The following is a 12526-nucleotide window of genomic DNA, read 5'->3' as shown; positions in this document are numbered from 1 at the left end:
CACCGAGGAGGCCGCCCGATGACCGTGTCCGCATCCGTACGGGAGAAACCCTTCGGCCCCGACGGGGACGACGACGAACCGGATCTCCCCGGGTCGTCCGGCAAGCCGGACGACCCCTTCGACCGGGACGAGCTGCCCGCGCCGCCCGGCGCCACCCGCACCCTGCTGCTCTCGCTGCTCTCACCGCTGCGCCGCCGCGTCGCGCTCGCCGCCGTGCTGCTGCTCCTGCAGCAGGCCGTCGTGCAGGCGGGGCCGCTGCTCGTCGCGTACGCCATCGACCGCGGCGTCCCCGCCGTGCGCGCCGACGACTACGGCCCGCTGATCGCCATCGGCGTCGGCTACCTGTGCTGCGCGGCCGCGTCCGGCGGGCTCCAGTACGCGTTCATCATCGCCTCCGCACGCGTCAACCAGGACGTGCTGCTCGATCTGCGCGGCCGCATCTTCCGGCACGCGCAGGCGCTCAGCGTCGACTTCCACGAGCGGTACACCTCGGGCCGCCTCATCTCCCGCTCCACCACCGACGTCGAGTCGCTGCGCGAGCTGCTCAGCGAAGGACTGCAGGAACTCCTCACGGTCATCCTGTCCTTCGTCTACATCTCGGCGATGCTGCTCTGGCTCGACCTGGGGCTGGGCGCGGTGGCGGTCGCCTCCTTCGTCCCGCTGTACCTCCTCATCCGCCTCTACCAGCGGCGCGCCGGAGTGATGTTCCGCAACCGGTCGACCGCCATCGCCGCCGTCATCGTGAAGTTCGCGGAGACCATGAACGGCATCCGGCCGGTGCGGGCCTTCCGCAGGGAGCGGGCCAACGACGCCGAGTTCGGGGTGCTCAACCACCGGCACGAGCGGACCAACGGCGACGCGATGCTGGAGATGGCCCGCTATGTCGTCGGCTCGCGGCTCGTCGCCAACACCGCGGTGGCCACCATCGTGCTGTGGGGCGCCCACCGGGTCGCCGACGGCGGCCTCGCGCTCGGCGTGCTCGCCGCCGCCGTGCTGTACCTGCGGCGGCTGTACGACCCGATCGACCGGCTCGGCATGTTCCTCAACTCCTACCAGTCGGCGGCCGCGTCCCTGGAGAAGGTCGCGGGGCTGCTCGCCCAGACCCCGACCGTGCCCGAGCCGGACGCCTCCGCCGCGCGCCCGCTGCCCGCCCTGGAGAGCGACCACCCGGGTCGCGAAGTGCGGTTCGAGGGGGTGCGGTTCGCCTACCGCACCGGTGGCGAGGTCCTGCCCCGCTTCGACCTCACGCTGCCCGCCGGGCAGACCGTCGCCGTGGTGGGCTCCACGGGCGCGGGCAAGTCGACGCTGGCGAAGCTGCTCGCCCGTTTCTACGATCCGACGGAGGGCGGCGTCCTCCTCGACGGCGTCGACCTGCGAACCCTCGCCCTCGCCGAGCTGCGGCGCGGGGTCGTCATGGTGACGCAGGAGGCGTTCCTGTTCTCCGGGACCGTCGCGGAGAACATCGCGATCGGCCGCCCGGGTGCCTCCCGCGAGGAGATCGAGCGCGCCGCCGAGGCCATCGGCGCCCATGACTTCATCATGCAGCTGCCCGACGGGTACGACACGGACGTACGCAAGCGGGGCGGCCGGATCTCCGCGGGCCAGCGTCAGCTGGTGGCCTTCGCGCGGGCGCTCCTCGCCGACCCCGCGGTGCTGATCCTCGACGAGGCGACCAGCTCGCTGGACATCCCCGGCGAACGGGCGGTGCAGCGCGCGATGCACACGGTGCTGCGCGGCCGCACGGCCGTGGTGATCGCCCACCGCCTCTCCACCGTCGAGATCGCCGACCGGGTCCTGGTCATGGAGCACGGCCGGATCGTGGAGGACGGCAGCCCCGACGAACTCATCGCGGGCACCGGCGCGTTCGCGGACCTCCACCGGGCCTGGCGGGACAGTGTGGTGAGCTGACGGCATGAGCGACGACACGCGCACAGACATCGAGCCGGACCCGGGCGGAGCCCTTGACGTGCTCACCGTGCCCGCGAGCCATCAGGGGTACCCGGGCGTGGCCTTCGGCGGGTACGTCGCCGGGGTGCTCGCCGGGCGCGCGGCGGCCGGCACGGTCCGGGTGGACTTCCGGGCCGCGACCCCGGTGGACTCCCCCGTCGGGCTCGGAGACGTGGCGGGCGGCGGGGCCCAGTTGACCGATGGGCAGGGCACCGTGCTCGCGACGGCGACGCCCGCGCCCGACCTGCCCGTGTCCGGCGTGCCGGACGCGCCGTCATGGGAGCAGGCCGCGGCGGCGACCGAGGCGTTCCTCGCCTCCGGGCTGACGGGGCTCGCCGAGGGCGGGGCCGTGGTCGACTGCTTCGGCTGCGGGCCGCGCCCGCCGGGCCGGGGCCTGCGCCAGCACTGCATGCGGGTGCCCGGCCGCGACGTGGTGGCGACGGCGTGGACCGCGCATCCCGCGTTCGCGGACGCGCGGGGGACGCTGCGGGAGGAGCTGCTCTGGGCGGTCCTCGACTGCCCGACGGCCTGGGCGGGCGTGCACGTGGGGAGCCTGCGGCCGGGCGCGGTCACGGCGTCGCTCACGGCGACCCTGCTGCGCCCCGTGGCGACGGGCGAGGAGCACATCACGTACGCCTGGCCGATCTCCTCGGCGGGCCGCAAGCACACGATGGGCGTGGCGGTGTCGACGGCGCACGGCCGACTGTGCGCCCTGGGCGAGGCGTTGTGGATCGATCCGCGGCAGGAGCGCGGGCGCCGGGGCTGACCTCGGGACGGGCGCCGGGGTGGCCTCGGGCGCACGGGCGCCGGGGTGGCCTCGGCACGCGCCGGGGGTGACCTCGGCGTGCACACCCGCCGCTCCGACCCCAATCGACACCAATCACCCCATCCGCCACAGAACTGAACCACCGGCGAAATACAGCCACGCACGGCCGATCACGGCCTCACGGACCACCTTCGAACATGGCTCCGCACGCCCTCTCCATGAGAGCGTGACCCCCACACGTCCGGGCTCCGCAGGGCCCGGGGGCGCTCCGCCGCAGGCACCCCGCCGCGACTCCGGATACCGAACGCGCGCCACCGGCCAACGGACTGATTCCGGCCAACTACTGATGCGCACCTGACAACAGGTGCTCTCCGGTGCCACTCTTCCCCTCGACCGCCGCACGGCTTTCAACAACGCGACGGTTTCTCTTCACGCAATACCCGTTGTGCACCGCCCAGTTCTGCGTTCCGCCTTGCTCTGCCCGGACGGCGATCCAGCCGCCCGGTAGCTCTGGCCGCGCACCCCCGCGGCCGCGCAGAAGGAGTCCGTGTTGAGAAACACCTCCCACAGACACACCCCCCGCACACGTTCGGTCCGCACTCGTGCGACCGCCGCCGGTGCGCTCTCCGCCGTCGCCGCCCTGCTGGCCGTCGCCGTTCAGGCCGGTCCCGCCGCGGCCGACGACCCGGCCGCCAAGGCGCCCGCGACGGCCCAGAAGCTCGGCAAGGTCGACCCCGGCGCGCTCGCCGCCAAGCTCTCCCCCGCCCAGCGCGCGGAGCTCATCCGCGACGCCAACGCCACCAAGGCGGACACCGCGGAGGACCTGGGCCTCGGCGCCAAGGAGAAGCTCGTCGTCCGCGACGTCACGAAGGACCGTGACGGCACGGTCCACACCCGCTACGAGCGCACCTACGACGGCCTGCCCGTCCTCGGCGGCGACCTGGTGGTCGACACCGCCAAGAGCGGCAAGACCGAGAGCGTCACCAAGGCCGCCAAGGCGCAGCTCAAGGGCGTCGACACGAGCGCGGACATCAAGGCGTCGGCCGCCGAGAAGCAGGCACTCGGCGCCGCTAAGGCCGAGGGTTCGAAGAAGACCGACGCGGACCGGGCGCCGCGCAAGGTCGTGTGGATGGCCCAGGGCAAGCCGACCCTCGCGTACGAGACCGTGGTCGGCGGACTGCAGCACGACGGCACCCCGAACGAGCTGCACGTCATCACGGACGCCGCCACCGGCAAGAAGCTCTTCCAGTGGCAGGGCGTCGAGAACGGCACCGGCAACACGCAGTACAGCGGCCAGGTGACCGTCGGCTCCGTCCAGTCGGGCTCCACGTACAACCTGACCGACTCGGGCCGTGGCAACCACAAGACGTACAACCTGAACCACGGCTCCTCGGGTACCGGCACGCTCTTCTCCGGTCCCGACGACATCTGGGGCAACGGGCAGGCCTCCAACGCGGAGACCGCGGGCGCGGACGCCGCCTACGGCGCGCAGCTCACCTGGGACTACTACAAGAACGTGCACGGCCGCAGCGGCATCCGCGGCGACGGGGTCGGCGCGTACTCCCGGGTCCACTACGGCAACAACTACGTCAACGCCTTCTGGCAGGACTCCTGCTTCTGCATGACGTACGGCGACGGCTCGGGCAACGCCAAGCCGCTGACGTCCATCGACGTGGCGGCCCACGAGATGACGCACGGCGTCACCGCGGCGACCGGCAACATGACCTACAGCGGCGAGTCCGGCGGCCTGAACGAGGCCACCTCCGACATCTTCGCCGCGGCCGTGGAGTTCAACGCCAACAACGCGCAGGACAAGGGCGACTACCTCGTCGGCGAGAAGATCGACATCAACGGCGACGGCAGCCCGCTGCGCTACATGGACAAGCCCTCCAAGGACGGCGCGTCCAAGGACGCCTGGTACTCGGGCATCGGCAACATCGACGTGCACTACTCGTCCGGTGTCGCCAACCACTTCTACTACCTGCTGAGCGAGGGCAGCGGCAAGAAGGAGATCAACGGCGTCCAGTACGACTCGCCGACCTCCGACGGTCTGCCGGTGACCGGCATCGGCCGGGACAAGGCGTCGCTGATCTGGTTCAAGGCGCTCACCACGAAGTTCACCACGACCACCAACTACGCGGCGGCCCGCACCGGGACGCTCGCGGCGGCCGGTGAGCTGTACGGCACCACCAGCACCGAGTACAAGGCCGTCGCCCACGCCTGGGCGGCCGTGAACGTCGGCAGCCGTCCCGGTGGCGAGGAGCCCCCCGGCACGTCCTTCGAGAACACCACCGACGTCAGCATTCCGGACGCCGGCGCCGCGGTGACCTCCTCGGTCAACGTCACCGGACGCACCGGAAACGCGCCGAGCACGCTGAAGGTCGGCGTCGACATCGTGCACACCTGGCGCGGTGACCTGAAGGTCGACCTGCTCGCCCCCGACGGGACGGTCTACCCGCTGAAGGCGGCCAGCGCCTCCGACTCGGCGGACAACGTCAAGGAGACCTACACGGTCAACGCCTCCTCCGAGGTGGCCAACGGCACCTGGAAGCTGCGCGTTCAGGACGTGGCCAGGCAGGACACGGGTTACATCAACAGCTGGAAGGTCACCTTCCCGTAAACCCGGACGTCCTTGCCGGACTCCGAGCACGGCCCGCCCTCGTCCACGAGGGCGGTGACAGACGGCGCCGCCCCGGGTGAGTCAACTCCCCGGGGCGGCGCGCTCGTTCATGCCCGGACGAATTCACGTCCTGTTCGCATTGCGTACTTCGACACTCGCTCAACGGACGATTTCCAGCCAACCTGCGATCAGGTGATGACATGTACCTGGCTCGAATGACACTCTTCCCTCGCACCACACACGAGTCACACCCGCACCGCATCTTTCATGCCCGGTCAGTCACCCACACCGTCCGGGCCCCCCACAGAAGGAGCCTGCGTGACCCCCCACATATCCCGTAAGCGTTCGATGCTGGCGATCTCCACCGCTGTCGCCGCAGGAGCGCTGCTGGCCGCCGGACTGACCACCGGCGCCTCCGCACAGCCCGCCGCGCCCTCCGGCGCGCCGGTCGCCCTCTCCTCGACGGCTCGCGCCGGCCTCCTCCAGGACGCCGACGCGGACAAGGCCGCCACCGCCGAGAAGATCGGCCTGGGCGCCAAGGAGAAGCTGGTCGTCCGCGACGTCGTCAAGGACGCCAACGGCACCACGCACACCCGCTACGAGCGCACCTACGACGGCCTGCCCGTCCTCGGTGGCGACCTCGTCGTGCACACCGCCAAGAGCGGCAAGGTGAAGCGCGTCACGAAGGCCACCAAGGCCACCGTGAAGGTCGCCTCCACCGACGCCAAGCTCGGCAAGTCCTCGGTCGCCAAGTCCGCCGAGTCGACCGCCGCCAAGGCCAAGACCACCAAGGCCGACGCGCAGTCGCCGCGCAAGGTGATCTGGGCCGCCGAGGGCAAGCCGGTCCTCGCGTACGAGACCGTCGTGACCGGCATGCAGAAGGACGGCACGCCGAGCAGGCTGCGCGTCGTCACGGACGCCGCCACCGGCAAGAAGCTCTTCGAGAAGCAGGAGATCGAGAACGCCACCGGCAACAGCCAGTACAGCGGCAAGGTCGAGATCGGCTCGAAGAAGGGCTCCAACGGCTTCGACCTGACCGACGACTCGCGCGGCGGCCACTCCACGTTCAACCTGGAGAACGGCGAGGGCGAAGGCAAGATCTTCACGGACGACGACGACACGTGGGGCAACGGCAAGCCGGACGACCCGCAGACCGCCGGTGTCGACGCCGCCTACGGCGCCCAGGTCACCTGGGACTACTACAAGGCCGTCCACGGCCGTGAGGGCATCAAGGGCGATGGCAAGGGCGCGACCTCACGCGTCCACTACGGCGACTCGTACGTCAACGCCTTCTGGGACGACAGCTGCTTCTGCATGACGTACGGCGACGGCGAGGGCAACAAGAAGCCCCTCACCTCGATCGACGTCGCGGCCCACGAGATGTCGCACGGCGTCACCTCGGCGACCGGCAACATGGAGTACAGCGGAGAGTCCGGCGGCCTGAACGAGGCCACCTCCGACATCTTCGGCTCCTCCGTCGAGTTCAACGCCAAGAGCCCCGAGGACATCGGCGACTACCTCATCGGCGAAGAGATCGACATCAACGGCGACGGCTCGCCGCTGCGCTACATGGACAAGCCCTCCAAGGACGGCCAGTCCCTGGACAACTGGAGCGCGGACGCGGGCAACGTCGACGTCCACTACTCCTCGGGCATCGCCAACCACTTCTTCTACCTGCTGTCCGAGGGCAGCGGCGCGAAGGAGATCAACGGCGTCAAGTACGACTCGCCGACCGCGGACGGCTCCAAGGTCGAGGGCATCGGCCGCGACAAGGCCGAGAAGATCTGGTTCAAGGCCCTGACGACGGAGTTCACGACGACGACGGACTACAAGGCGGCCCGTGAGGGCACCCTGAAGGCGGCGACGGACCTCTACGGCGCCGACTCGGCCGAGGTCAAGGCCGTGGGTGCGGCCTGGACGGGCGTCGCCGTCAAGTAGCACTCACCGCAGCAACGGGGCGGCACCCGGAGGTCCTTCCTCCCTCCGGGTGCCGCTCTGCTGCGTCTTCCGGTTCTCCGCGATGTTCCGTGTCTTCCTGGTACGGGCCGACCCGGCGACCACGGCGCGTACCGCCGACGGCCCGGACCACTCGGCGAGTTGGCGCTGCATCCAGTCCGTGACCTCCGCCAGCTCCGCGGGTGTCGGCACGTGACCGCCCTCGATGGACAGGTGGAACCGCCGGTCATGGATGCGGCGGCGGACGAACTCGCGGAACGCCGCCGTCCGCAGCCGGTCGATCTCCGGCGACAGCCCGTCCGACCACCGCCGGAACTCTTCAGGGCCGGTCGCCTGCCCCGTGATCGCGTCGACGAGGGCGACCACCGCCGTCTTGGCCCCCATCTCATCGGGATCGCGCAGGATCGCGGCCACGATCGCGCGGTCCCGGTCGCGGCTCGGCGAGGAAGCGGTCACCGGGACGACGCGCAGGTAGCGGACGTCCGGGCGTGGTCGTCCGCGACGGCTTCGTCGACGTCCACGTCGAGGATCCCGGCCGCCGCCAGCAACTCGGCCAGCTCGGACCTCAGTGCCATTCGTCGGGGTCAAGAGCGGCTCCGACGAACCCTTCGCCCCTCGTGACGATCAGGTCGGGCTGCTCCACTCTGCGAACAACCCTCTCCTGCATCTCCCGGTCGAACTCACCGCACTCGAAAACGAAATGCTCGGCGATGGCAGGACGGTCCAGCGAGTCCCCGTCGAGATCCACCGCGGAATTGGCCCGGTCCGCCGCCAGGCACAGGACGGAGACGAAGTCGGGGAAATGCTCCGCTTCGAGCAGCCGGTCGTCCGTTCCCGTGATGACGCCCGCGATCCCGACCTGGCCACCGGTGACCGCCCCGCACAAATCGTCCAGGCAGTCCACCATGGCATCCCAATTCCGCCCGAAGTAACCGGGGAATTTCAGGGTCTCGGCGAATACCCGGTAGACGCTCTGCTCGGTCGCCAGGTCGGACGCGGCGAAGTGGTGAACACGGCCGCCCCGCTCTTCCAGGGCGGCAAGCTGCTGCCGCACCTCGACGGAGCCCTTGGGGACGAAGACGACCCAAGGGGCCGAGGTGCCCGCGAGGTTGAAATCGGTCATGACTGCATCACCCTGTGCGTTCGCCGACGTAGTAGAAGGTTCCGTAGTGGTCCGGCGTGTAGTACGCGGGACCGGGACCGTCCTTGGGAGTCAGGAGGCGCTCAGGGCCCCTGATCTCCTTTCCGCAACCCGGCACGCTGCACCTTGGCAGATCGACCTTGGCGTTGACGTCCCATTCCTTGAATTTGCCGCCCGGCAGCTCGTCCTTCTTGTTGGCCCAGTTCTGGTTGCCGTGGTATCCGTCAACCTTTCCGATGCCATCGGGCCGCTTGTTCACCTGATCCAGCATATCCTGCGCCTTCTTCGGCGCGGGGCCCGGAAGCAGCCCCAGGCCGTCGGGGCTGCCGGTGTCGCCGCCGTGCTGATGGCACAGGGGCGCGAGGCCCAACGGGTCGGACCAGCTGTGCGGATTGTGGACGTAGGCGACGGGGTTCGGCCCGGGGAGCAGGCCGAGCGGGTCGGAGCTGGTGTAGCGCGCGGTCTCCGGGTCGTAGTGCCGGTGGTGGTTGTAGTGGAGGCCCGTCTCCGGGTCGTGGTACTGGCCGGGAAAGCGCAGCGGGGTGTAGGCGGTCGCGTCGCGGTTCCAGGCCGTGGTGCCCCAGAGCGTGGACTGGGTGTACCAGGCCGTCTCGCCGTCCGGAGAGACCAGCTGGGTCGGGGTGCCGACCAGGTCGGTGACGATGGCGAAGAAGCGCTCGTCGATGGCCTCTTGAGGCGCGTCGGCGGCCCAGATGCGTTCCGTCTGGCTCAGCGGCGACAGCCCGTCGTGGTCCCAGGTGAGGGTGGTGAAGCGGCCCGAGTCGCCCTGCTCGGTGGTCTCTTCGCAGAGCGTGTTGCCGTCCCAGGCGAAGACGATCCGTTCCAGGACGGTCTGCCCGTCGGCGCCGAGACGGAACTTCGCGGTCCGCCTGCCCAAGGGGTCGTAGGTGTAACGCCAGCGGCTGCCGTCCGGAGTGGTGACCGCGGTGAGGCGGTCCTCGGCGTCCCACTCGTAGCGCCAGACGTCGGGCTTGCGGGAGAGCCGGATCTTGCGGCGCACGACCACACGCCCCTGGGCATCGTGCTCGTAACGCACGCCTCCCGCCCGGGTCAGCCGGGTACCTGCGTACGTGCGCGGCCCGGTGGCCTCGTGGCCGGGATGGCGGGCGGGCCACTCCGCCTCCGTCTGGTTGCCCGCGGCGTCATAGGCGTAACGCTCGCTCCACCCCGCCGCCCGCACCGCGGTGACCCGGCCCTGGCTGTCGAGGTCGAAGTGCCGACGGCCGGTGCGGGAGTCCTCGGTGCCGATGAGGTAGCCGTCGGGCCGGTAGGTGTAGGAGCGCTCCATGAGCCGCCGGTCCCCGGGGGCCGTGCCCTCCTGCGTGACGAGCCTGCCGAGGCTGTCGTAGCCGTGGGTGAAGGTGAGAGCCCGGTCGATGTGGCGGTGGATCTCGCGGTCGGCCGCGTCATGGGTGAAATCGATGGTGTGGCCGGCTGTGGAGAGACGGACGGCGCGTCCCGCGGCGTCGTACTCCCAGGTGCTGCGGGTGCCGGAGGGCGTGGTACGCAGGGTCCGGTTGCCCGCGGGGTCGTAGGCGAAGCGCATGGCCCGGCCGTCCACCGTCTCCGTGACGCGGCGGCCTGCCGCGTCGAGTTCCACATGCAGGCTGCTGTCCGGGGCGACGGCACCGGTCAGGGAACCGTTCACCGAGTAGGTGTAGGTGGTGACCACACCGGCCGCGTCCTTGGCCGTGATCTGCCCCAGCGGGTCCCGGTGGTAACGGATCCACTGACCGAGCCCGTTCGTCCTCTCGGAGAGACGGCCGGCCGCGTCGTGCGCGTAGTCGGCGGTGCGCCCGTCGAAGTCGCGTTCGGCCAGCAGTCGTCCCGCCGCGTCGTAGGAATAGTCCCAGGTCAACCCTTGCGGGTTGGTCACCTGGGTGAGTCGGAGGGCGGCATCGTGAGTGAAGGAGTACCGCTCGCCGTCCGGTCCGACACGCGCGCTCAGCCGGTCGAAGTGCGTGTACTCGAAGGTGCTCGCCTGGCCGAGGGCGTCGAGGTGCCGGACGCAGTTGCCCTCTCCGTCGTACTCCCAGCTCTCGTACGTTCCGTCCGGGTCGGTGCGCCGGGCGACCAGGCCCTCGACGGTCCAGTCGAGGCGGGTGCGGTGACCGAGGGGGTCCGTCACCTCGGTCACCCGCCCGAAGGGGCTGTACGTGTAGCGCGTGGTGCTGCCCAGGCCGTCCGTCAGGGCCACCGGGAGACCCGCGGCGTCGTTCTCGTAGGCGAGGGTGCGGCCGATGGCGTCCCGCACCCCGACGATGCTGCCGTTCGGGCCGCGGAGGAAGTGCGTGGTCGCGCCGACGGGGTCGGTCACGGCCGTGACGTTGCCGCGCTCGTCGTTGGTGTACCGCCAGGAGGTGCCGTCCGGCAGAGCCAGTTCCGTGGGGAGGTGCAGGTCGTCGTAGGCGATGCGCACGACGCTTCCGTCGGGCCGTGTCACCTGGACGGGCTGCCCCTGATCGTTGTTCACGAAGGCCGTGCGGTGCCCGAGCTGGTCCGTGGTTGCCGTGACGTGCTGGTGGGAGTCGTGCGTGGTGGTGACCGTGGCACCGAGCGGGTCGGTCTCGGCGACCACCAGGCAGTCGTCATCGACGACGACACGGGAGACGGCTCCCTCGCCCGTGGTGACCTCCGTGACGCGACAGCCCGGCCAAGTGGGGTCGAGTACGTCGTATGCGAAGGTGAACGCATGGTGGCCCGCCATGCCCCGCTGCGCGACGCACCGGTCCCGGTCGTCGTAGGTGTAGTGGTAACGGCTGTTGTTGGTGTCCTCCCACGAGGTGATGCGCAGCCGGTCGTCATAGGTGAACCGGAAGGGCAGACCGGAGGAGTTGGTGACGCTGGTGAGGTTGCCGTCGGTGTAGCCGTACCGCTTGATGACGAGGTCGTCGCCGCCCGCGGGATCCGCCAACGAGAGGGCGGTGACGCGGTCGTCCTCGACGGTCGGTTTGAGGTGGTAGCCGCCGGAATGGCGCAGGGCCAGCGGCGTGCCGTCGGCGTCGTGGTCGATGTCGACCGTGTTGTGGTTGCGGTCCGATATCCGGGTCAGCAGCGCCACGCCGTCACCGTCGGTGGGCTCGGCAAAGCGGCGGCAGTGACCGGTGAGCGGCTCGCGGACGAGGTAGCCGCCGCCGTCGAGGCGGGTCAGGGGCCAGTGCGGCCCGGCCTCCGGCAGGACGGGGACGTCCGGCTCGGCCGGGTGCGGGTACGCGAGGAGCATGCCGTCCGCGGTGACGAAGACGACGCCGTCCTCGTCGATCTCCAGACGCTGGTCGAGGGTGGACGTCCAGGTGGGGCCGAACCAGCCGCCGGACCGGTACCCCGAGGCGACCCTGCGAGTGAAAAGCAACGGCAGCGTGCCGGGCAGGGACACGTCGGTCTCGTCCAGGAACATCTGTCCGGTGGCCGCGTCCACCGGGTCGCCACAGCCCTTGATCTTGCTCTTGACGCGGCTGTACGCGCCCTTCGCGCCGTCCTTGAGCGCGGTGCGCGCGGACTTGAACCCCTTGAGCCCGCCCTTGAGGCCCTTCAGCCCCTTGCCGAGTTTGGCGGCGGTGGTGATGCCCTTCATGCCGGGCACGCAGTCCATCGCGGCGAACGCCACATCCATCAACGTGGCTTGGCCTTTCGCGTATTTACTCAATGTGTCGGCCAGCACGATCGCCCCCGCCACGATCACGATGGCGGCCAGGATCGGCCCGCCCACGATCATCGCGATGACCCCGACCACGGCGACGACGACCTTGCAGACCGCGACGATGGTGTCCCAGTTGTCGGAGACCCAGTCCCCGACCTCCTCCCACCACTTGCGGTTCTGGATACCCGCGTCCGACGCCTCGTCGATCTTCCGCTTCGCGGTCCCGGCGGCCTCCTCCCGCATCTTGCGGGCGTCCTCGGCCATCTTCTTCGCCGCGTCCAGCGCACTCTGCGCCGAGTCCACATCACCCTGGGCGGACTTCTGCGCCTTCTCCGCGGAGTGCGCGTTGCGGGTGGCGGCCTTGACCTTGTCCTCGTCCGGCTTGGGCACATCCTTGCCGCCGGGCTTGTCCTTGTACTTGTCGGCTTCCTTGCC

Annotated in this window: 8 protein-coding genes; 4 read left to right on the top strand and 4 right to left on the bottom strand. The window is 70.3% G+C overall.

Annotation, left to right across the window (positions count from 1 at the left end; translation table 11 throughout):
* Window positions 1-18 precede the first annotated feature (18 nt).
* From AOK03_RS32955 to AOK03_RS32940, 4 genes are all read left to right on the top strand, one after another.
* Complete coding sequence (locus AOK03_RS32955) at window positions 19-1908, top strand: ABC transporter ATP-binding protein (protein WP_055569052.1); 1890 nt, start codon at window positions 19-21, stop codon at window positions 1906-1908.
* A 4-nt stretch (window positions 1909-1912) separates the two neighbouring features.
* Window positions 1913-2713: a PaaI family thioesterase gene (locus tag AOK03_RS32950; protein ID WP_055569051.1), complete on the top strand. Its 801-nt coding sequence runs from the start codon at window positions 1913-1915 to the stop codon at window positions 2711-2713.
* Between the two features lie 547 nt (window positions 2714-3260).
* Complete coding sequence (locus tag AOK03_RS32945) at window positions 3261-5333, top strand: M4 family metallopeptidase (protein ID WP_208609642.1); 2073 nt, start codon at window positions 3261-3263, stop codon at window positions 5331-5333.
* A gap of 318 nt (window positions 5334-5651) precedes the next feature.
* A complete protein-coding gene (locus tag AOK03_RS32940; RefSeq protein WP_055569049.1) occupies window positions 5652-7271 on the top strand; it encodes a M4 family metallopeptidase in 1620 nt (539 codons plus the stop codon).
* A 3-nt stretch (window positions 7272-7274) separates the two neighbouring features.
* On the opposite strand, the gene AOK03_RS32935 is transcribed toward AOK03_RS32940, so the two are convergent.
* From AOK03_RS32935 to AOK03_RS32925, 4 genes are all read right to left on the bottom strand, one after another.
* The gene (locus AOK03_RS32935) at window positions 7275-7745 is read right to left on the bottom strand and encodes a hypothetical protein (protein WP_063792629.1); all 471 of its coding nucleotides are present in this window, start codon (window positions 7743-7745) and stop codon (window positions 7275-7277) included.
* A complete protein-coding gene (locus AOK03_RS44930) occupies window positions 7742-7864 on the bottom strand; it encodes a hypothetical protein (protein WP_279616349.1) in 123 nt (40 codons plus the stop codon). Before AOK03_RS44930 ends, AOK03_RS32935 begins: the two co-directional genes overlap by 4 nt.
* On the bottom strand, window positions 7855-8412 hold the full coding sequence (locus AOK03_RS32930; RefSeq protein WP_055569048.1) for a barstar family protein: 558 nt from the start codon (window positions 8410-8412) through the stop codon (window positions 7855-7857). The genes AOK03_RS44930 and AOK03_RS32930 overlap by 10 nt, the downstream gene beginning before the upstream one ends.
* Before the next feature lie 7 nt (window positions 8413-8419).
* Window positions 8420-12526 (bottom strand): DUF6531 domain-containing protein (locus AOK03_RS32925; RefSeq protein ID WP_055569047.1); only part of this gene is annotated, 4107 nt, incomplete at its 5' end.

It is taken from the genome of Streptomyces atriruber, assembly GCF_001418325.1.
In the GTDB taxonomy this organism is placed as follows: Bacteria; Actinomycetota; Actinomycetes; order Streptomycetales; family Streptomycetaceae; genus Streptomyces; species Streptomyces atriruber.
The sequence above is the reverse complement of the archived record's forward strand: the minus strand, read 5'-3'. Positions and strand labels throughout refer to the sequence as shown.

What these genes read in the sequence shown, in the direction of transcription:
- AOK03_RS32955 (WP_055569052.1), top strand. Translation starts at nt 19, where the DNA reads ATGACCGTGTCCGCATCCGTACGGGAGAAACCCTTCGGCCCCGACGGG.
- AOK03_RS32930 (WP_055569048.1), bottom strand. Translation starts at nt 8,412, where the DNA reads ATGACCGATTTCAACCTCGCGGGCACCTCGGCCCCTTGGGTCGTCTTC.
- AOK03_RS44930 (WP_279616349.1), bottom strand. Translation starts at nt 7,864, where the DNA reads ATGGCACTGAGGTCCGAGCTGGCCGAGTTGCTGGCGGCGGCCGGGATC.
- AOK03_RS32950 (WP_055569051.1), top strand. Translation starts at nt 1,913, where the DNA reads ATGAGCGACGACACGCGCACAGACATCGAGCCGGACCCGGGCGGAGCC.